The sequence below is a fragment of the Paenarthrobacter sp. NPDC092416 genome (genome assembly GCF_044755025.1).
Lineage (GTDB): Bacteria > Actinomycetota > Actinomycetes > Actinomycetales > Micrococcaceae > Arthrobacter.
In genome coordinates this window covers 11,914-32,651 of the sequence record NZ_JBIVQG010000006.1, presented here as the reverse complement: position 1 = coordinate 32,651, position 20,738 = coordinate 11,914, and the positions used below count along the sequence as shown (strand labels likewise).

The 20,738-nt window shown below is 62.9% G+C and carries 18 protein-coding genes; 9 read left to right on the top strand and 9 right to left on the bottom strand.

All coding sequences use genetic code 11. The annotated features are described in order from the left end of the window. Window positions 1–55: 55 nt before the first annotated feature. Window positions 56–1,570 carry a sulfatase-like hydrolase/transferase gene (locus tag ACIQC5_RS12600; RefSeq protein WP_400282514.1) on the top strand — a complete coding sequence of 505 codons (1,515 nt, stop codon included), beginning with the start codon at window positions 56–58 and terminating at the stop codon, window positions 1,568–1,570. On the opposite strand, the gene ACIQC5_RS12595 is transcribed toward ACIQC5_RS12600, so the two are convergent. Next, a complete protein-coding gene (locus tag ACIQC5_RS12595) occupies window positions 1,567–2,595 on the bottom strand; it encodes a Gfo/Idh/MocA family protein (protein ID WP_400282512.1) in 1,029 nt (342 codons plus the stop codon). The genes ACIQC5_RS12600 and ACIQC5_RS12595 overlap by 4 nt on opposite strands. Window positions 2,596–2,860: 265 nt before the next feature. Here ACIQC5_RS12595 and ACIQC5_RS12590 point away from each other — a divergent pair, with 265 nt between their 5' ends. From ACIQC5_RS12590 to ACIQC5_RS12575, 4 genes are all read left to right on the top strand, one after another. Beyond that, window positions 2,861–4,198 (top strand): ABC transporter substrate-binding protein, encoded by a 1,338-nt coding sequence (locus ACIQC5_RS12590; RefSeq protein WP_400282510.1) that lies wholly within the window; start codon window positions 2,861–2,863, stop codon window positions 4,196–4,198. Next, complete coding sequence (locus ACIQC5_RS12585) at window positions 4,198–5,199, top strand: carbohydrate ABC transporter permease (protein ID WP_400282508.1); 1,002 nt, start codon at window positions 4,198–4,200, stop codon at window positions 5,197–5,199. The genes ACIQC5_RS12590 and ACIQC5_RS12585 overlap by 1 nt, the downstream gene beginning before the upstream one ends. A gap of 24 nt (window positions 5,200–5,223) precedes the next feature. Continuing rightward, window positions 5,224–6,132, top strand: coding sequence for a carbohydrate ABC transporter permease (locus tag ACIQC5_RS12580; protein ID WP_400282506.1), 909 nt, complete (start codon window positions 5,224–5,226; stop codon window positions 6,130–6,132). Between the two features lie 97 nt (window positions 6,133–6,229). Further along, the gene (locus ACIQC5_RS12575) at window positions 6,230–6,544 is read left to right on the top strand and encodes an MmcQ/YjbR family DNA-binding protein (protein WP_400282504.1); all 315 of its coding nucleotides are present in this window, start codon (window positions 6,230–6,232) and stop codon (window positions 6,542–6,544) included. Between the two features lie 170 nt (window positions 6,545–6,714). Here the strand turns inward: ACIQC5_RS12575 and ACIQC5_RS12570 are convergent, their stop codons facing one another. Genes ACIQC5_RS12570 through ACIQC5_RS12555 form a run of 4 tightly spaced genes read right to left on the bottom strand, consistent with a single transcriptional unit; the run spans window position 6,715 to window position 11,821 of the window. Further along, entirely contained in the window at window positions 6,715–7,527 is an 813-nt protein-coding gene (locus tag ACIQC5_RS12570) for a bifunctional allantoicase/(S)-ureidoglycine aminohydrolase (RefSeq protein ID WP_400282501.1), read from the bottom strand. Window positions 7,528–7,541: 14 nt separating this feature from the next. Beyond that, window positions 7,542–8,804 (bottom strand): DUF6986 family protein, encoded by a 1,263-nt coding sequence (locus ACIQC5_RS12565; protein ID WP_400282498.1) that lies wholly within the window; start codon window positions 8,802–8,804, stop codon window positions 7,542–7,544. Window position 8,805: 1 nt separating this feature from the next. Next, window positions 8,806–10,404, bottom strand: coding sequence for a malate synthase A (gene aceB / locus ACIQC5_RS12560; RefSeq protein ID WP_400282495.1), 1,599 nt, complete (start codon window positions 10,402–10,404; stop codon window positions 8,806–8,808). Between the two features lie 16 nt (window positions 10,405–10,420). Then, window positions 10,421–11,821, bottom strand: a complete 1,401-nt coding sequence (locus ACIQC5_RS12555; protein ID WP_400282493.1) for an NAD-dependent malic enzyme — start codon at window positions 11,819–11,821, stop codon at window positions 10,421–10,423. A gap of 221 nt (window positions 11,822–12,042) precedes the next feature. Between ACIQC5_RS12555 and ACIQC5_RS12550 the strand changes: the two genes are divergently transcribed. Continuing rightward, window positions 12,043–12,798 carry an IclR family transcriptional regulator gene (locus tag ACIQC5_RS12550; protein WP_400282490.1) on the top strand — a complete coding sequence of 252 codons (756 nt, stop codon included), beginning with the start codon at window positions 12,043–12,045 and terminating at the stop codon, window positions 12,796–12,798. 71 nt (window positions 12,799–12,869) lie between these two features. On the opposite strand, the gene ACIQC5_RS12545 is transcribed toward ACIQC5_RS12550, so the two are convergent. From ACIQC5_RS12545 to pucL, 3 genes are all read right to left on the bottom strand, one after another. Continuing rightward, window positions 12,870–13,334 (bottom strand): DUF2867 domain-containing protein, encoded by a 465-nt coding sequence (locus ACIQC5_RS12545; RefSeq protein WP_400282487.1) that lies wholly within the window; start codon window positions 13,332–13,334, stop codon window positions 12,870–12,872. 180 nt (window positions 13,335–13,514) lie between these two features. Next, on the bottom strand, window positions 13,515–15,005 hold the full coding sequence (locus ACIQC5_RS12540; protein WP_400282484.1) for a nucleobase:cation symporter-2 family protein: 1,491 nt from the start codon (window positions 15,003–15,005) through the stop codon (window positions 13,515–13,517). A gap of 175 nt (window positions 15,006–15,180) precedes the next feature. Beyond that, a complete protein-coding gene (gene pucL, locus ACIQC5_RS12535) occupies window positions 15,181–16,095 on the bottom strand; it encodes a factor-independent urate hydroxylase (protein ID WP_400282482.1) in 915 nt (304 codons plus the stop codon). A gap of 370 nt (window positions 16,096–16,465) precedes the next feature. On the opposite strand from pucL, the gene ACIQC5_RS12530 reads away from it, so the two are divergent. Continuing rightward, the gene (locus ACIQC5_RS12530) at window positions 16,466–16,642 is read left to right on the top strand and encodes a hypothetical protein (protein ID WP_377663898.1); all 177 of its coding nucleotides are present in this window, start codon (window positions 16,466–16,468) and stop codon (window positions 16,640–16,642) included. 1,168 nt (window positions 16,643–17,810) lie between these two features. Here ACIQC5_RS12530 and ACIQC5_RS12525 read toward each other — a convergent pair. Next, on the bottom strand, window positions 17,811–18,746 hold the full coding sequence (locus ACIQC5_RS12525) for a hypothetical protein (RefSeq protein ID WP_400282478.1): 936 nt from the start codon (window positions 18,744–18,746) through the stop codon (window positions 17,811–17,813). Between the two features lie 504 nt (window positions 18,747–19,250). Between ACIQC5_RS12525 and ACIQC5_RS12520 the strand changes: the two genes are divergently transcribed. Then, window positions 19,251–19,613, top strand: a complete 363-nt coding sequence (locus tag ACIQC5_RS12520; protein WP_400282475.1) for a hypothetical protein — start codon at window positions 19,251–19,253, stop codon at window positions 19,611–19,613. 28 nt (window positions 19,614–19,641) lie between these two features. Beyond that, window positions 19,642–20,646, top strand: a complete 1,005-nt coding sequence (locus tag ACIQC5_RS12515) for a hypothetical protein (RefSeq protein WP_400282473.1) — start codon at window positions 19,642–19,644, stop codon at window positions 20,644–20,646. Window positions 20,647–20,738: the final 92 nt, after the last annotated feature.

The window sequence follows — 20,738 nt, the reverse complement described above, 5'->3', positions numbered from 1 at the left end:
AGCGTTGGGGAAATGCATCTTGAATCCTTGCCTCGGCGCCACATAGGAATGGGCTGTGACCAACAAGAAGCCGAACATCCTCTTCATTCTGAGCGACGACCAAGGGGCCTGGGCCCTTGGCTGCACGGGAAACCAGGAAATCCACACGCCCAACCTCGATGCCCTCGCTGCCCGCGGCACGCGACTGGAGAACTTCTTCTGCGTCTCGCCCGTCTGTTCGCCCGCCCGGGCCAGCCTGATGACAGGAAACATCCCATCGCGGCACGGAGTGCACGACTACTTGTGGGGCGTTGAGACGGGCTCGGGAGCCGTCGACTTCCTGGACGGCCAGCGACTCTTCACTGATGACCTTGCCGACGCCGGATACAGGCTGGGCTTGTCCGGTAAATGGCACCTTGGGGCCAACGATGTTCCGCGCCTGGGCTTCAGCCATTGGTATGCCTTGGAAGGCGGCGGCAGTCAGTATGACCAATCCGTGATGCACAGGTCTGTGGCCGGAGGCAGCCAGCGTGAAATGGTCACCGAATACATCACGGACGCCATCACCCGGGACGCCCTGGAGTTCGTCACGGACGCCGCACGCGCAGCGGAGCCGTTCTTCCTCGCAGTCAATTACACGGCGCCGCACAAACCCTGGAAGGGCCAGCACCCTGCCGAATTCGAGGCCCTGTACAAGGATTGCGAGTTCGCCAGCTGCCCACAGGAACCGATGCACCCGTGGACTCCCACGGTGGACGGCGTTCCGATCGGCGGCGAAGCGGATGTCCGCGCCGCCCTGGTGGGGTACTTTGCTTCCATCAGTGCGATGGACGCCGCAATTGGTGACATCCTGCACCGATTGGTGGCGCTGGGAATTCGGGACAACACGCTGGTGATCTTCAGCAGTGACAACGGCTTCAACTGCGGCCATCACGGTGTATGGGGCAAGGGCAACGGCACTTTCCCGCAGAACCTCTACGACTCTTCCGTCAAGGTCCCGGCGATCTTCGCCCTGCCCGGCCGAATCCAGGAAGGGGCCGTCCGGACAGAGCTGTTGTCCGCATACGACGTGGCGCCCACTGTGCTGGAACTGGCCGGGCTCGATGCCACGGGTTTCGAGGCCGGGCCCGGGCAATCGTTCGCGGAATTGCTGCGTACCGTTGCGGTCCCGTCCCTGGTGACAGGAGGGGCGGACGTCACCTCTGGCGACCCCGACGACGACGCTCGCCTGGCCGGTGCATCGAAGCGGGCCGTTGTGGTCTTCGATGAATACGGCCCGGTCCGAATGATCCGCAGCGCCGAGTGGAAGTACGTGCACCGCTACCCGCACGGTCCGCACGAACTCTATGACCTGGTCGCCGACCCGGATGAGCGGACTAATCTGGCCGACCACCCTGCGCAAGCGGATCAGGTAGCGCGGCTCCGGACGCAGTTGCAGGGGTGGTTCCAGCGCTACGCAGTCCCGGGCCATGACGGCAGCTGGCTACCGGTCGCTGGGGCGGGCCAGACTGCACCCGTGCTCGCGGATCCCTTGGGCGCCTTCACTCCGCCCAATTGGGATGGCACGGCTGCAGCCGGTCCGCGCTCCTAGGGGACTTCGCTCAGTGTCCGCGCTGCGTCAAGGCTGTGCAGTGCGGTCGGCTCAAGCACCACGGGCATTCCGGATTCGGCTGACTCGTACGCCGCGAGGACAACCTCAACGATGTGCCGGGCGTGGCCCACGCTGACTTTCGGAGTCCCGCCGTCGAGCACTTTGATGAAATCCTGCAACTGCAGGAAGAAGCCTTCCTGGATGTCCTCGGGTCGCGGTTCCCAAACCGTGCTGGTGAGACCGTTCCGGCGTACCAAGGTCCCCTTGAGCGGTCCGCACAAGATCGTCCCGTGCTCGCAAATGATGAGTACTTCGTCCGTCCGCTGGGCTGCATCGGAGACCACGCTGATCATGACGTTGACCCCGTTCCGCAGCGTCAGCGAGATGGACCCATCCGTCTCCACAGGAACACCAAAGCGGTTGAGGGTCGAACAACTCACTGATTCAACCGGGGCTCCGCCGAACCAGATTGATCGGTCCAGGCAATGGCCGCCGATATTCATGAGTGCGCCACCGCCCGCCATGCCCTTGCTGAAGAACCACTCGGGCCGGGTCCCTGGGCGGTAGTCGGTGGTCCGGTAGTCCCGGATCATGAGGACGTGGCCCAGCTCGCCACTGGCCAGCAATTCCTCGACCGCCAGCTTTTCCGGCAGGAAGTGTTGGATTTGTCCGATCACCATCTTCACTCCGGACTCTTGGCACGCACTGATCATTCGGTCGCAATCGGCCACGCTGGTTGCCATGGGTTTTTCCACGAGCACATGAAGGCCGTGCCTTGCGGCGGCCAACACCATGTCCAGATGCAGGGCATGGGGAGTATTGATGATCACCGCGTCCAGGCTGGCCCCGCGGAACATTTCCAAGTAGTCCCCGTAGGTTCGGGCGCCCCAAGGCCTTGCCACTTTTTCGGCAGCTTCAGGTTGGAGGTCGCAGACGGCGGCCAACTCCACGTTACTGATCCGCCCGGCAGATGCCGCGTGGAAGTGTGCCACGGCGCCCGCCCCAATGATTCCAAGTCGTATCAATTTCCCTCTTTAGCTCGGAGCCGAAGCGCGGACGCCGGGAAATCGGTCTGCCCGCGCAGATCACCTTGATTGTTGGGGAGCCAAAAGGGAGGAATAAATGCCTAATCCAAGGCAATTCCCACTGTTTTCCCGGGCAAAGGCGCGTCATCAAGGCGCGCTGGAGAAAGTTTCGAAAATACTCATTGAATCCTGCTTTCCGGGGCTGTGAGAGTCGTCTAAACCGAACCGCTTCAGGCTGGTTCCCCTCACTTGAAAGGTGATCCCCATGGGCAAAACAGCCCGTCATCTTCGCCCGCTGGCCGTTCTCCTTGGTGCAGCGCTTGCCATGTCCACGGCCGCCTGCGGCGGAGCCACCGAAGCCTCTACGGCAGCTGAGGCCATCGACATTTCCGGCTCCATCTCGGGCCAGACCATCAACTACTGGTCAATGTGGAAGGACGGTGAGCCCCAGCAGAAAGTCATTGCCGCGGCCATCGCAGACTTTGAAAAAGAGACTGGCGCAACGGTCAGCGTTCAATGGCAGGGACGAAGCAACTCCGAAAAGCTTGTTCCTGCGTTGAATACCAACAATGTGCCGGACCTCGTGGACGGAACCTACGCCAAACTGGCTCCCGTCATCGGCGATACTGGCCAGGCGAGCCCGCTCACGTCCGTTTACTCCTACCAGGTTGATGGCAAAGCCGTCAGTTCGCTGATCCCGGAGAAGTTCACCAGCAACGGCGTGTTCAATGGAGAGGACGGACAGCCGTGGATGGTGCCCTACAGCATCAGCTCGGACGGCATCTGGTTCAACGCCGCAAAGCACCCTGAGCTCAAGGCGAAGCCGCCTGCAAGCTGGGACGAATTCATTGAGGTGCTGGACAGACTCAAGGCCAGCGGAAGTGCCCCCATCGCAGCTGACGGCGACATTGCCGGCTACAACTCCACGTGGTTCGTGACCACGATGCTGCGGCTGAAGGGAGCGGGCAGTTTCAAAGCGCTGGTGGAGGATAAGTCCGGCGCTGGTTGGGATGATCCCGCAGTACTCGAGGCAGCCCAAAAGGTGGAGACCCTGGTCAAGGGTGGTTACTTGAACACGGGCTACAACGCAAGCAAGTTCCCGGCACAGCAGCAGCTGTGGGCGAATGGGGATGCCGCGCTTATCCTCAACGGTTCCTGGACGCCCACCGAGACGGGAACGTATGCGGCCCCAGGTTTTGAATACTCGTCCTTCCAATTCCCATCGATTGACTCCAAACCGGCAAGTGCTCGCGTGGACTTCATCGGATTTGCCGTGCCTGCCAAGTCGAAGAACCAGTTGCCTGCGCAACGGCTTGCCGCGTACCTGCTGAGCTCCAAGTACCAGAATGCGCTGGGAACGGAAGCCAAAGTGCTGCCGGTACGGCCGGACGCACCGGTTGCGCCCGCCGTCGAGTCCGTCAAGGCTGCCATCGACGCAGCCCCGGCAACCCACCTGCAGAACGACGGCGTGACGTTCCCCGGCTACATGGAGAAGGTCTTCTTTCCCAAGGACGACGAACTGTTCCTCGGGAAGACCTCCGCAGCCGGGTTCGTCGCGAAGATGAAGGCCGCCCAAATCCAGTACTGGAAGGACAACGGCTAATGACCCTCGGCCTGAAGGAGAGCCGGAGAAGCGATGCGGCAACCCAACGTGAGGCTTCCCGGAAGCTGGTGACTCCACGGCAGTCCCCAAACGGCAGCCGTCCGCGGGGGAGTTCCATCGACGAGCAGCGGAAGAAGTTGTTGCTGCCCTTCGTTGGTCCGGCATTTGTCCTCTATACCGTGCTCTTCATCGTCCCCGCCCTGGGCGCTGTATGGATCAGCCTCCATAAGTGGGCGGGCTCGGGCCCCATGAAGTTTGTGGGACTGGACAACTACGGCAGGATCTTCCGGGACCCCCTGTTCCTGTCGTCCTTCGGTAATACCCTGCTGTTGTTGTTCGTAGTGGGGACCGCGATTTTCGTCTTGGCCTTTGCCATGACGTTGGTGCTCCGGGACATGGCCGGAAAGAAGATCGCACGCAATGTGATCTTCTTTCCCCACCTCGTCAACGCCTTGGTCTTCGGCGTACTGGCAGGCTTCGTGTTCAATCCGGGTGGAATCGTCAACAGCCTCCTCGCACCCTTTGGAGTCACCGACCCGCCCAAGTGGCTGGCCCAGGACAACATCTTCCCGCTCATCATGGTCACCCTGGTCTGCACCACCACCGGTTACTTCACAACCATCCTGATGGCCGGCGTCGACCGTATTCCGGCTTACTACTACGAGGACTGCGCACTGGCCGGAGCTTCAGCTTTTCAGAGGCTGCGCTATGTCATCCTGCCCCTCACTTGGGATGTCTTTGGCACCTGTGCGGTGTTGTGGACCATCTCCTCCGTCAAGATTTTTGAGATCGTCTGGGTCTTCGGCGGAAGCAGCGGGGCAGGAGTGCCGCCAACACAGAGCTGGACGGCTGCCGTGTACACGTATGTGAACGCCTTCTCGGGCCAATCCACACCGGCCTACGGCGCAGCGACCGCCTCCGCGGTACTGTCCCTGGCCCTGATTTCCGTCCTGGTTGTCTTGCTGCGACGCGCGATGCGCCGCGACGCCGTCGAGTTCTAGTCGTCGAATTCCAAAGGAAGAATCATGAGCGAATACAAACTCCTTGCACCTGACAGCCTTCGACGGCGGCGGGCCGGGCGTGGAACCAGTCCAGCCTTGCGCGGCGAACGGAGCATCGTTCGGGGTATCGGCGTCGGGCTGCTCTGGTTGGTGGTCGTCATCAGCATCGCTGCGCTGGGGTGGATGGTGGCTCAGGCTTTCCGGGATACGCGTGCCATCCTGGACGATCCGTGGGGCGTTCCGACGTCCTTGGATTTTGGGAACTTTGTCCGGGCGTGGACTGTAGGCGATTTCGCCGTCGCAACGTGGAACAGCCTGTTGACCACGGTGGTCTCCTCGGTCCTGACCGTGGCCATCGCCGCGCCGTGCTCGTACTACTTAAGCCGCGTGGAGAACAGGTTGACCCAAGGGTTGAGCCTGTATTTCATCCTGGGGCTAGGCATCCCTGCGCAGGTCATCCTGATTCCGCTGTTCGTGATGCTCAACAAGGTTTACCTGACGGACAGCATCATTGGCCTGAACCTCGTATACATAGGGATTTCCATGCCATTCACCGTCTTTCTGTTGACCGCGTTTTTCCGTTCCCTTCCCCTGGAGATGGAGGAGGCGGCCGCCTTGGATGGGACCACGGCGTTCGGTACGTTCTGGCGCATCACGTTGCCGTTGGCGAAGGGAGGCATCCTGACGGCTTTCATCCTTCAGGTCATCTCGCACTGGAACGAAACGCTGCTGGCGCTGACACTCCTGCAATCCACCGAGAAGTACACGCTGCCGGTGGCCCTGATCTCGTTCGTGCAGCAGCAGACCTACTCGGGAGCCGATTGGGGCGGACTCTTTGCCGGGCTGGTCATTGTGGTCCTGCCGATGCTGGTCATTTACGTATGGCTGGGACGTCGACTAACGGAGGGCCTCACCATGGGGATGGGCAAGTAGCCCGGCTCCACCCAAGTAGCTCGTATTAGTGGTTGCTCAACGCCCTCTCAGAACAACCACTATTGCCAGTTACTTGGGGCCAGTGCCACAGTGAGCCATGGCCACCGAAGAGGACGTCAGGAGAATCTGCCTGGACATGCACGGCGTCAGCGAACGATCCAGTTGGGGGCAGCCCGCATGGTTCGCCAAGACCCTCATGGCCCGCATCTGGGAAGCCGGGGTTGTCACGGTCAAGACCAATGAACGCGAAGCGCTCGGAGCCATGGAACCGGACACCTATTTCTGGACGCCGCATCACCAGCAATCCCCGAATCTGATGCTGATCCGGCTGGAAAACATCGACGTCGACGAGCTCGACGAACTCCTCCAAGAGTCGTACAGAATCGCTGGCGCCCCGGGCAAGCCCAACTAGGTAGCAGCAGAGCGCGTTTTGAGGGCTCATAACGCGCTCTGCTGCGACTTAGTTGGGTGCGGACGCGCAGTTGCCGTGGGCCGCCGCCGCTGAGTTCGCCGGAAACGCACGAAATCGCCGGAAAACTCCAGCGAACTGGCAGCCTTCCGGCGATCTCGGCGAAGCAAGGACTAGGTGAGCTTCACCTGGCGGTTCATGTCCTTGTACAGCAGGTAACGGAACTCGCCCGGGCCGCCGGCGTAGCAGGCCTGCGGGCAGAACGCACGCAGCCACATGAAGTCGCCGGCTTCCACCTCAACCCAGTCGTTGTTGAGCAAGTACATGGCCTTGCCTTCGAGCACATACAGGCCGTGCTCCATGACGTGGGTTTCCGGGAAGGGGATCACACCGCCGGGCTGGAAGGTGACGATGTTGACCTGCATGTCGTGGGCGAGGTCGCTGGAGTCCGTGAAGCGCGTGGTCTTCCAGACGTCGTCGGTGTCCGGCATGGAGGTGGGCTCCACGTCCTTCTCGTTGGTGACGAAGGACTTGGCCTCGAAACCTTCAAGGCGCTCGTAGGCCTTGCGGATCCAGTGGAAGGAGACGATGTCGTCGGAGACGTTCTCCAGGCCCCACTCCGCGCCGGCAGCAAGGTAGGCGTAGCCGCCCTCTTCAAGGTGGTGCAGTTCGCCGTCGAGTGTCAGGTTCACCTGGCCTTTGGTGACGAAGATGACGCCTTCAACGCCTGCCTCGAACTCGGCCTTGGGAGCCCCGCCGCCCGGTGCGATCTCGACGATCAGCTGGGAGAACGTGGTGGCGAAGCCGGAGATCGGCCGCGCGATGATCCACGAGCGCGTGTTGGAGAAGCCCGGCAGGTTGCTGGTGACGATGTCCGTCATGACGCCCTTGGGGATCACGGTGTAGGCCTCGGTGACGATCGCCCGTTCCGTGGTCAGGTGGGTCTGCGGCGGCAGGCCGCCCTGCGGGTAGTAGTACTTGCCCATGCGAGATGCTCCTATCAGTGCGAAGTTGGTTGCGCGAGCCGCGGGTGCGCCAGTGCAGTCAGCTGTGAAAGTTCGACGCCGGCAAGCGCCTTGACCTCGTCGGTCCCCACTGCGCCGCACTGGACGCCGCGGAGGACGAAGCCAGCCAGGGCGCGGGCGGTAGCAGGCTCGTCCATAACGCCGCCTTCGGTACGCTCCACGTAGTTGCGGAGGCGGAGAGCCGCTGCGGGCAGGCCCTCGCGGTAGAAAGCGTACGACGCCGAGAAGCGGCTGGGCAGCTGGGCTGCGTGCAGATCCCAGCCCTGGTAATAGCCGTTCTCCAGGGAGCGGCGGACCAGTCGGCCGTGCAGCTTCCAGGCGTCCTCAACGGCGTCGCCCACGGGGATGATGTTGGTGGAACCGTCAGAGAGACGAATACCAGTGCCGGCAACCGCAAGCTGCATGACTTCCTTGGCGAAGTCGGCCACGGGGTGCTCCATGGACTGGTATTCCGCAGAGATTCCCAGTGAGGCGCTGTAATCGTAGGTCCCGTAGTGCAGGGCGCTGATGCGGCCCGGCACCACGTGGGGGAGTTGTGCCACGGGAGACGTTCCGTCGGCGCCCAGAATGAGCTGCGGCGTTTCCACCTGGACCTCAAACCGGAGCCGTCCAGCCGGAAGCCCATGGACTTCCTCAAGGCGGGACACTGCGAAGTCCATGGCCTGCACCTGGGCCACCGTGGTGACCTTGGGCAGGGTGAGGATCAGTCCGGCAGGGAGTTCCCCGGCAGCAGCCAACGTGGACACGAACAGGTCCAGTGTCTTCAGTCCGCGGGCCCGGGTGGGGGCTTCGAAGCATTTGAAGCGGATGCCGATGAACGGCGGAGCTGTCCCGGCCGCAACCGCAGCGGCAACAGCCTTGGCGGCAGCAACGGCGTCGGCGTCTTCTGCCTCGTCGCCCCGGTCGCCATAGCCGTCTTCGAAGTCCAAGCGCAGGTCCTCGATCGGTTCAGAGGAGAGTTTCGCCGCCACACGGGAGGCAACAGCGGCTGCCAAGTGAGGCTCCTGGCCCAGCAACTGGCCGAGCTTTTCCAGACCACCGTGAGCTTCCGCCGTCGCGAGCGCCTGGGCGCCCCACTCTGCCGCTATGGAAGGCGTGAAGCGGTCGGCCGGGATGTAAACGGTGTGGATGGGTTGGCGGGAGCCGTCGTCGCCGGGGTAGTTACGGTCCAGGAGTTGGTCCGTCGCCTCAAGCTGGGACTCGATCCGAGCCAGATCAGCGGGGGAGAATGAGCCCATCTCAGCCCACCAGTTCGTAGGCGGGGGTGGTGAGGAAGTCCGTGTAATCGTCGGACAGGCAGATGTCCTCGATCAGCTTGGATGCGGGCTCGTAGTACGCCTTGAAGTTCTCGTCGCCGAACTCGATGCGCAGGCGCTCGGTCTCTTCGCCCAGGATCCGGCTGACGAGTTCGCGGGTCACGGTGTTGCCCGTGTCAGCGAGCACCGACTTGTTGCGGATCTGCTGCCACACCTGCGAGCGGGAGATTTCCGCCGTTGCGGCGTCTTCCATGAGGTTGTGGATGGCCACAGCGCCGCTGCCGGAGATCCAGACACCCGTGTAGGCGACGGCGACATACAGGTTCAGCCGCAGGCCGGCCTCGGTGACGGTGCCACCGGCCGAGGCGACGTCGATCAGCTGCTCAGCGGTGACGCTCACCTCTGGGCGCTGCTTGTCCAGCTGGTTGGGACGGTCGCCCAGCACGGAATCGAACACTTCGCGGCACGTGGACACGAGGTCCGGGTGGGCAACCCACGAGCCGTCGAAGCCGTCGTTTGCCTCACGGGTCTTGTCGGCGCGGACCTTGTCGAAGGCGGCTGCGGTCACGTCCGGCTGCTTGCGGTTGGGGATGACGGCGGCCATGCCACCCATGGCGAAGGCGCCGCGCTGGTGGCAGGTCTTGACCAGGAGCTCGGTGTAGGCGCGCATGAACGGCGCCGTCATGGCCACGGTGGCGCGGTCCGGGAGGACAAATTCTTCGCCTGCATCACGGAAGTACTTGATGATGCTGAACAGGTAGTCCCAGCGGCCGGCGTTCAGGCCCGATGCGTGGTGGCGCAGTTCGTAAAGGATCTCGTCCATTTCGAATGCGGCGGGGATGGTCTCGATGAGGACCGTGGCGCGGATGCTGCCCTGCGGGATGCCGAGGAAGTCCTGGGCGAAGACAAAGACGTCGTTCCAGAGGCGTGCTTCCAAGTGGCTTTCCATCTTGGGCAGGTAGTAGTACGGACCGTGGCCGTTCAGGAGCAGCTGCTTGGCGATGTGGAAGAAGTGCAGGCCGAAGTCCACCAGCGCACCCACGGTGGGTTCGCCGTCGATCAGCAGGTGCCGCTCTTCCATGTGCCAGCCGCGCGGGCGGGCCACCACAACGGCCAACGGAGCGTCGGTGCGGAGGCTGTATTCCTTGCCCTCGGGCGAGGTGAAGCTCAGGGTACCCTGGGCGGCGTCGCGGAGGTTGAGGATCGCGTCGATGACATTGGGCCACGTAGGCGTGCTGGCGTCTTCGAGGTCAGCGAGCCATACCTTGGCGCCGGAGTTCAGGGCGTTGATGGCCATCTTGGCCGGCGTTGCCGGGCCGGTCATTTCAACGCGGCGGTCCTGCAAAGCTGCCGGTGCCTCGGCGACCTTCCAGTCGCCGTCGCGGATGTCCTGGGTCTCCGGGAGGAAGTCCAGGCGACTCGTGTCGGCAACGTGCTGGCGCTTGACCTTGCGGGCCTCCAGCAGCTCGGCGCGGGTGCCGGCGAACCGCTTGTGCAGTTCTTCGATGAACCCCAGTGCCTTGGGGGTGAGGATTTCCTCGGCGCGATCGATCGGCCGGGGATCAGTGACAGTGATAGCCATTTGGCGGTGTCCTTTTCTAGAGTGCGCTGGCGGCGTTGGCGTGCGCAGCTGCTGCTACGGCACTAGCCACATCGGCGGCAACATGGGGATCGAAGACGCTGGGGATAATGTAACTCGCGTTCAGCTCATCGTCAGCCACCCGGTTGGCAATTGCCTCCGCCGCGGCCACCAGCATGTTCGGCGTAATGTCCGATGCTCCGGCGTCCAGCAGGCCCCGGAAGAAGCCGGGGAAGGCCAGCACGTTGTTGATCTGGTTCGGGAAGTCACTGCGACCGGTAGCAACCACAGCTGCGTGCTTGGACGCGATCACGGGGTCGATTTCCGGCGTCGGGTTGGCCATGGCGAAGACGATCGCGTCCTCGGCCATCGAAGCAACCTGCTCTTCGCCGATCACATGCGGGGCGCTGACACCAATGAAGACGTCCGCTCCCGTGAGGGCGTCGTGCAGGGTTCCGGAGAAGCCTTCCTCGTTGGTGTTCGCGGCGATCCAGCTGCGGTGCTCGTCGTTGTATACCTCGCCGGCGTGGATGGCGCCCGAGCGGCCGGCGGCGATGATGTGCTGGGCACCCTGGGCCTTGAGGAGCTGGATGATGGCGGAGCCGGCAGCGCCGACGCCCGAAACCACGATCTTGACCTCGGAGAGCTTCTTGTCCACGACGCGGAGCGCGTTGACCAAGGCTGCGAGCGTGACGATGGCGGTGCCGTGCTGGTCATCGTGGAAGACCGGGATGTCGAGTTCTTCGCGGAGGCGGTTCTCGATCTCGAAGCAACGCGGCGCGGCGATGTCTTCGAGGTTGATGCCACCGTAGACGGGGGCCATGGCCTTGGCGATCATGATGATTTCTTCGGTGTCCTGTGTGTCCAGGCAGACCGGCCAGGCGTCAACGTTGGCGAACTGCTTGAACAGCGCAGCCTTGCCTTCCATGACGGGCAGCGCGGCGGCGGGGCCGATGTTGCCGAGGCCCAGAACGGCGGAACCATCAGTGAGCACGGCGATGGTGTTGCGCTTGACCGTCAGGTTGCGGGCAGCTGCGGGGTCTTCTGCGATGGCCATGCAGACGCGGGCGACGCCGGGAGTGTAAGCGCGGGACAGATCGTCGCGGTTGCGAAGGGCTACTTTGGGGACGACTTCGAGCTTGCCGCCGAGGTGCATCAGGAAGGTGCGGTCGGAAACGTGCTGGACCGTGACGCCGTCGAGTGCGTTCAGGGCATCCTTCACGCGGGCAGCGTGATCATCATCCGTGGTGTTGCACGTGACGTCTACAACGAGCGTCTCGTGGTGGGATTCCGTGACGTCCAGCGCGGTGATTGCGGCACCCGCGGCGCCGACGGCAGCAGCCAGCTCGCTCGTAGCGGTGAAGCTGGACGGTGCGGCGACGCGCAGGGTGATCGAGTTTCCGGGGCTCGGATTCGCCATTGAAATTCCTCCTGTTAGGCCCGTTCCCGGGCCGCCGTTCCAAACTGAATGTTTTCGTATTATGGATATTATTATCTACAAAGTGGAAACACAACCCCTCGGTCGGTCATGTTCGGTGTCATCGCGCTCTTGGCTGGCGTGCTGTATCTTGGGTGTTCTAAGCAATTCTTTTCACGATGCGGATAAGAGTTGTCGGAATCTGAGTCATTGGAGACAAGGGAATGGCTGAAAAAGCCTCCGGAGGCGTGCAGTCCGTTGAGCGCGTCTTCGAACTGTTGGAACTGATCACGGATGCGGGCGGGGATGTCACGCTCAGCGAGCTCTCGTCATCCACTGACCTGCCCTTGCCCACCATTCACCGCCTGCTGCGCACGCTGGTGTCCCTCGGCTACATCCGCCAGCTGCCGAACCGTCGCTACGCCCTGGGCCCCCGGCTCATCCGGCTCGGCGAAGGTGCCAGCAAGCAGCTCGGCGCCGTAGCCCGCCCGCAGCTGAAGTCCCTCGTGGAGCGCCTGGGTGAGACGTCCAACATGGCCGTTCTCGACTCCGACATGGTCATCTATGTGGCCCAAGTACCGTCCATGCACTCCATGCGCATGTTCACCGAGGTCGGCCGCCGCGCCCACACGCACGATACCGGCGTGGGCAAGGCCATCCTTGCCCAGCTTGATGATGACGTAGTCCGCGGCATTGTGGCACGTACCGGCATGCCCACTCCCACGTCCAAGAGCATCGGCGACATCGAATCCCTGCTGGCGGACCTTAAGCTGATCCGTGAACGCGGCTACTCCATCGATGAGGAAGAGCAGGAGCTTGGCGTGCGCTGCTTCGCCATGGCGGTGCCCAACGCTCCTACTCCTACCGCGATCTCCGTCTCCGGCCCCATCACCCGCGTGGACAACCACTTTGGTGACCGCGCAGTGCCCATGCTCCGCGAGGCCGCCCTCGCGATCTCCGCGGAGCTCAACCAGAACTAGCACTTTCCTCCGCGCCCTCGCGCCGAGTTGGCATTTGACGCCCACGTTTTCCAAGAACATGGGCGTCTTTGTCATTTCGGCGGTGCTTTTGGGCGCGTTGCCCGCTTCAGCATGGCGTTCACCACAATGGGGTGGACCGGCCGCACGACGCCAAAGTACAGCTTCCCCCGCCACCCTTTGAGTACGACGGCGGTGGTCACCCGAATGATCCGGCCCACCGGATCCACGCCGACGGCGGCCGCAAAATCCAGGTGCTTGTCCCGGACAAAGATCAGGGCCTCTTCGCCCGACTGCTCGCTCACAGTGAAGGTGTCTTCCGGGGCCCTGGGGATGCCGATCAAGGGCACCAGGGCCTGCCGCAGCCCCATTGCTCCTGCGACCCACCGTGGCATTGACTCCATGGAGAACAACCGCTGGGCCCATTCCGTGGGATCCGTGCCTGCACCTTCGGGCAGGGTGGCCAGGCACACATCCGCATAGTCGGGACGGGGGATCTCGCGCAGGGCGAGTGAACGGAAGCAGGGCAGCTCGGTCATTCCGTGAGCCTACAAGCTGGGTTGCTACAAATGCAGTAACCCGGGCTTTGCGGTCCGTGACTGCCGCCGGGTGGCGAGTGTCGCCCGGCGGTGTGTACCGCCGTCGTACGTTTGCGTGAGCCGACAAAAGGCGGCAGTGTCCCCCAAGGAAACACTGCCGCCTGTCACTGCTGAAGAGTGTCAGTGGTCCGACGCTGTGGACGTCTTGACCGGAACTTCCTTGCCGTCGGCGTCGATCAGCTTGCCGTTCTCGAAGCGATCGCCTTCAGTCAGGCACTTGATGTCCTCCTCGCTGACGATCCTGTCCGTGCCCGCAACGAAGACGGACTGGTTGTCAGAGTTGCCGGCCTTGAAGTGGTTGAACAGGATGTTCAGCAGGATCGCCATGACTGCCGCGGAGCTGATGCCGGAATGGAAGATCGTGGAGAACCAGGACGGGAACTGGTCGTAGAACTTCGGGGCCGCGATGGGGATCATGCCGAAGCCAATCGAAGCGGCCACGATGATCAGGTTCATGTTGTTCTTGTACTCGACCTTGGCCAAGGTGCGGATACCGCTGGCTGCTACCGTTCCGAAGAGCACGACGCCGGCGCCACCGAGGACGGGTGTCGGAACGGCTGCGACAACGCGGCCCAGGATCGGCAGGAGACCGAGGACCACCAGGATGAGGCCGCCGGCGCTGACCACGAAGCGGCTCTTGATGCCTGTAATGGCCACGAGTCCGACGTTCTGTGCGAAGGCGCTCTGCGTGAAGGAGTTGAAAAGCGGTGAGATGGCGCTCGAGAGCATGTCGGCGCGGAGGCCGTCACCGATGCGGCGGGAGTCCACCTTGGTTTCGACGATTTCGCCCACCGCGATGATGTCGGCGGAGGTCTCGGTCAAGGTCACCAGGATGACGATCAACATGGAGACGATGGCAGCGATTTCAAAGGTCGGAGCGCCGAAGGCGAAGGGCGTGGGGAAGGCAACGATGTCGCCCTGGCCAACCTTGGAGAAGTCCGCCATGCCGGCAACAAACGCAATGATGGTGCCGATGACCATGGCAAGCAGGATGGAGAGCCGGGAAATCGCGGCGTTGCCAACCTTGCTCAGGAGAAGGACCACACCCATGGTTGCTGCGGCCAGCCCGATGTTGGCCATGCTGCCGTAGTTCCCGGCCTTCGCGTTGCCGCCCATGGCCCAGTTGGCGGCAACGGGCATCAGGGTCAGCCCAATGGTGGTGATGACTGTGCCGGTCACCACGGGTGGGAAGAATTTGATGATCTTCGAGAACAGGGGAGTGATGGCCAGGCCGATCAGCGAGGCCACAATGACCGAGCCGAACACCGCCTGGATCCCGCCGCCGCCTTGGACGATTGCCACCATGGTGGAGACACCGGCAAAGGAAACGCCCTGGACCAACGGCAACTGCGAGCCGAAGAATGGGATGCCAACCGTCTGGAGGATGGTGGCGAGACCGCCGACAAACAAGCAGGCGGCAATGAGGAGGCCGATGTCCTGCGAGGACATGCCCGCAGCTGCGCCGATGATCAGCGGCGGTGCGATGATGCCGCCGTACATGGTGAGGACGTGCTGGAAGCCGTAGGCGAACGTGCTCCCGATGGAGAGGCGCTTGTCCTCGGGCCGTGCCGGCAGGGTATCCGCAGGGTGGGATTTCTTCTTCGTGTTCATGGCAGACTTTCTGGGTTCATGACAGACGCCTTCGTCTGACTAACGTGGTCTGGCTAACAAATTCTGGAGCTTCTTGGGTTTTGTGGGGTTTTTGGGGTCGTTTGTGTGCAGATCAGGCCTCAGCGGGGAGCCCGAACGGGCCTGACCTGCACACAATCCCTTGGAGTGGTGCGGTTTAGCAGAAGCCGGCGATGCCGCTCCATGCAACGGGCGCGGCTGTGGTGTTGTCGCGCTGGACGGTTGCTTCGATGAGGCCGTACGGGCGGTCGGCTGCGAAGAAGACCTCGTTGGGGTTGTCCAGGCCGAACGGGCTCAGATCAACCAGGAAGTGGTGCTTGTTGGGCATGGAGAACTTGATTTCGTCCACTTCGCTGTGCGCTTCGAGGACCTTCTTGCCCATGTCGAACAGCGTCTGCTGCAGGGCGTGGGAGTAGTTCTCGGTGAAGCCTTCCAGCAGGAGTGCCTTGATGTCTTCGTAGCTCTTGTTGAAGTCCGTGCCGGCGAAGTCCAGGTTGGTGTTGTAACGCCAGCGGGCGGAAACATCAGTGGCCAGGATACGGTCCGTGGTCTCGGGCAGGGTGGTGTACTTGTCGCGCGGGTAGCCGACGAAGCCGGACTGGGTGGTCTTGAGGACGGTCAGGTCCTTGAGGCCGGAAATCAGGTGGGTGGTTGCGCCATCCCGGACGACGACGGCGGTACGCACCTCTTGTCCGTTGCGGACGAAGCTGTGGTCGTGTCCCTCGCCATGTGCCTGGATGCGATCCCAGCTGTAGGACTCGGCTTCCCAGCGGCCGCCGGTGACCCAGTCGAATTCACCGGTGAAGTGGTCTGCGAGGCGCAGGAGGAAGGACTCGGGGGATCCGATGCCGTCACGGGCAAAGGCGTAGACGGTGTTCTTCTGGGTGTCGGTGGCAACGACGTGGCCGTTGTCGCCTTCGAGGTGGGCCGCCTGGAAGTCGCCGCGGAGCTGCGAGGTGACGTTCAGGTCTTCGATGTGGTGGCGGTCCGTATCCCGAGTGACCTTGACGACGCGGACTTCTGCTTTGCCGTACTGGTTTTCGCCGAGGACGATGTTGTTGCTCATGGTCATATCCCAACTTCTGTGAGGTGGAACCTACGTTCCATCAATGAAATTAAGCGCGTGTTTCCACCGCGTTTCTGGTGGAGCCGACCCCAACAAAAAAGAGCCGGCATCCATGGATGCCAGCTCATTACGACCCTGCCTGCTGCTCTCAGGTTACGTGACCTACGCCACGAACTGATTCGAGAGTAGCGCACAAAATCGGCTTGTGTATACGGGTTTCAGAAGATCGTTATGAACCAGCGAAATGTGACCGGGGCAACTCCAGCCGGGCTGGGAGTGTCTTGACGCTTCGTTTGGGAGCTGCCTACACTTTCCACATAACAATAAAAGTTTTCCGAGGTACGGAAACTGAATGCACTAGAAAGAGGAGGAACAGATGGACCCGAAGGATACGAACCGCGTCGTGGAATTCCCGGCACCCGGTCAGGAGCTGTACCTGCCGTTCGGTGCTACAGATCCCGACTTCTACATTCCGGCCGACTGTGACCGCAAAGCCGGCGGATTCTCCCGCTGGCTCCGCGCGCTCCCGGTGTTCGGCCGGCAGCGCCCCTAAGAATTCCTGCGTCGAAGGGGCGCGGACTCTGCGCAACAGAGCCAAAGAGGCGGGCGGTACCTGGGGAGGTGCTGCCCGCCTTTCTGCGTGCCTTCGATGTGCCCGTTTCGATGCCTCGCTGCCATTCGTGCCGTGCGCCCGGCCCATGCCGCAGCGAACCCCCGAGGTGGGGCCGGGGCCCGCCGCGCACCCGGGCTGCCCCGCAAACCCGGTCCCGCAGCGCATCAGGGGCTGCCTCGCATACCCCGTGCCCGCAGCACCCCCGAGCCCGCGGCACACCCCTGCCCGCAAGGAACCCGGGCCTTCGATGTGCCCGTTTGCTCGCCCGTTTCGATGCCTCGCTGCTATTCGTGCCGTGCGCCCGGCCCGTGCCGCAGCGAACCCCCGAAACGGGATCCAGGGGCTGCCTCGCAAACCCCGCGCCCGCAGCGCGCCCGAGCCCGCGGCACACCCCTGCCCGCAAGGAACCCGGGCCCGCAGCACACCCCCGCCCGCAAGGAACCCGGGCCTTCGATGTGCCCGTTTGCTCGCCCGTTTCGATGCCTCGCTGCTATTCGTGCCGTTCGCCCGGCCCGTGCCGCAGCGAACCCCCGAAACGGGATCCAGGGGCTGCCTCGCAAACCCTGTGCCCGCAGCGCACCCGAGCCCGCGGCACACCCCTGCCTTCGATGTGCCCGTTTGCTCGCCCGTTTCGATGCCTCGCTGCTATTCGTGCCGTGCGCCCGGCCCATGCCGCAGCGAACCCCCGAAATGGGATCCAGGGGCTGCCTCGCAAACCCCGCGCCTGCAGCACACCCGCGCCCGCGGCACACCCCTGCCCGCAAGGAACCCGGGCCCGCAGCACACCCCCGCCCGCGGCACACCCCTGCCTCGCAAACCCCGAGCCTGCAGCACACCCGCGCCCGCGGCACACCCCTCTACGCAAGGAACCCGGGCCCGCAGCACACCCCCGCCCGCGGCACACCCCTGCCTCGCAAACCCCGAGCCTGCAGCACACCCGCGCCCGCAGCACACCCCCGCCTTCGATGTGCCCGTTTGCTCGCCCGTTTCGATGCCGGGCTGCTATTCGTGCCGTGCGCCCGGCCTGTGCCGCAGCGAACCCCCGAAACGGGATCCAGGGGCTGCCTCGCAAACCCTGTGCCCGCAGCACCCGCCGCGAGCTGGCGGCCTAACCGGCGGCTCGAAGGACCCTGAGCACGCTCGTTTTGAACTCCTGTTCCTGAAACAAGTGCTGCCACGTGATCCGAATGAACTTCCAGCCCTGGGCCATCAGGGCCTTCTCGCGTTGCCGTTCCTGATAGATGACCTCGGCTGTGGGGGCGTAGTCGAAGTACTTGACTCTGCCATCGAACTCCAAGGCAACCTTCCTTTTCCGCCACGCGAAGTCCAGCCGATGACGACCCTGCGCAGACGAAACCTCTACCTGTAGCTCGGGGAGTTCGATCCGCAACCGTTGGAGCAATTCACGGGTCAGGGTTTCGCCAGGTGACTCGGAACGGGCGTCGGCGTTCTCCAGGGCCCGGCGCAAAGTGCGAACACCGTTGCGCCCCGCCAATGACGTGCACATCTGCTGGATAGTTCCCGCATCTACACCCATCCGAAGGGCGTGGTCGATCAGCACCAGGGACTGTTTGTAGTTCAGCATGAGACAGCAGTCCACTACGGTTCGCTCCAGGGAAGTGCAAGGCATGCCGCTGATGACCACGATGTCTGTTGGTTCAAGCGTGCGGGCATGCGGCACAACATCTTGGCCGTGGGACGTTCGCGATGCTGTTGAATCAGCAGTGATATGCACGCGGTCGTCCACGTCCCACAGGAACAGCCCGTGCAGGCGCGCCGCTGAGGTGTGGCTATAGACCAAGCCGCCAGCCGACGTCGTGAGTGTTCCGTGAGAATGTGCAGCAATCAGTTGCCGGCTGCGAACCCATGGCTTTTGGGCCGCCCAGGTGCTGCCGCGGATATAGCAACCTCGACGAATGCGTACCAAGCCGCGGTTCCGCACCAGCGAGGCAATCTTCCTGTCATTGAAGCCCAACTCATGGAGCTCTCTGGTCCGCCACAAATCCATCTCGGGTGGGAGCCCATGTCCGTTGCTGTTCGCCATGGAACAAGCCTTGAACGAATTCGGCGGCACGAATAGCTGCGTGCTGCAGTATGTGGATAAACCCGTTTCGTTGGCTCGCTGCACAGAGTGCCGTGCGAACGGCCTGCTGAGCAGCGAAGCATCGAAACGGGACGGAAAGTGACCCGCGTCATATTTCGACGACGCCCAGTGCCCTTCACGTATGCTGGGCCGACGGCCACCCTCCGGGTCTTCAAGGCCGTGGCGACCCTGACTGATGGGTTGCGCTTGCTCGCTCGATGGCGCCGGACACTACGTCCGCACGTGTCGCATTGCAGCATGTCGAGTCATGACTGACGCTCGTCATCGAGCCGTGCCGGGGCATGTTCCCCGGCTGATAACCCTGCCCTGGCAGGAGACAAAAGAGAGCCGGGAGTGGGGATCCGGCGCCGCAGCAGCTTCGATCTGGCTGCTACCCAAAGGAACACATGATATGAAACTCAAGGTCTCAATGCTTGGCGCGGTGATGGCGTTGGCTCTATCAGGGTGCACAACCCCGACACCGACACCGTCGTCAACCGCCACGGCACCAACGTCGACGCCGAGTGCAACTTCTGCAAGCCCGACCCCGACGCCGAGTGCAACTTCTGCAAGCCCGACCCCGACCCCGACACCGACGTCTACTCGTACTGCGACGCCGACGCCGACGCCGACGCCGAGTGCGACTGGTTCAAGCCCAACCCCAACCCCAACCCCAACCCCCAGCCCGTCTCCAGGCACCGGGAGCCTCGCGAACCTGGCCAGGGTTCCATGGGATGGCGGGCCTGCCTACTGGGCAAAGTTCCCGGGCGCGGCCAAGCTGAACAACCCGAACCTGTTCCCGATCAGCGTCTACTACGGCAAACCTGAGCACGCAGCGCAGCTGAAGGACATCGGCGTGAATGTGTATCAAAACGCCGAGCACGACGGTTCCACCATGGCGTCCATCACGAACACGGGAATGCTGGTCATTGCCGGTACTGAGTGGTCCCGCGCCGAAGTGGGCAGCAACGCGGGCGTTGTCGGCTGGGACACGTACGATGAGTGCGACATGCTCGGCTTGGGCTGCAACGGCTCTACATACGCCCAAAATCTTCAGCAGATGAAGAACAAGGTGGCCCAGATCAGGGGCTTCAATGACGGCAGGTTCGCGTTCGCCAACTACTCCAAGGGCATCCTGGACACGTACTGGTCGCCGGGTATCATGGACGATTTTATGGCCGCTGTTGACGCGGCTTCCGTGGACAACTACATGTACACGCGGGCGGATCTGCAGGACGAGATGAACCGGACTCCGGCCTGGCCATCGGGCGCCAAAGCAGCGACGTCGGCGGCCTACGGCTGGCAGATGGACCAGATGCGGAAATTCCAGTCAGCACCGGGCATCCACCCGAACTGGATCTTCGTTGAGTCCGCGAAACCGTTCCTGAACGCCCCCAACGACCGCACCATCACGCCGGAACAGATGGAAGGTGCAATGTGGTCCGGAATTATCCACGAGGCACGCGGGATCAGCATTTTCCAGCACAACAACAACGGCCAAGCAGGCTTCGGGACCTACTCCCTGGTCCAGGCCCCGGCTGACCGAAAGGCGAAGATCAAGACCGCACTTGCTGGTATTCAGGCCCTCGCACCCGTCCTCAACACCCAGAGTTATGTGTGGAACGCGGGCGCACCAGGCGCGGACACGATGCTGAAAGCCAAGGACGGCAGTGCATACCTCTTCGCAGGCATCGGTCTAAACGGCACCACGGGTTCGAAGACGTTCACGCTGCCGGCGGGGATTACCGGGACGCAGGTGGAGGTTGTGGGCGAGAACCGGACCCTCACTGTGGCCGGCGGCAAGTTCACGGACTCCTTCGCGAACGAGTACACGCATCACGTGTACAAGGTCAGGATCTAGGTAGCCACGCCCGTTTCGATGGCTCGCTGCCAACCATGCCGTGCGTACGGCCTGGTGCGCAGGGAACCATCGAAACGGGCGGCCCAGCCAAG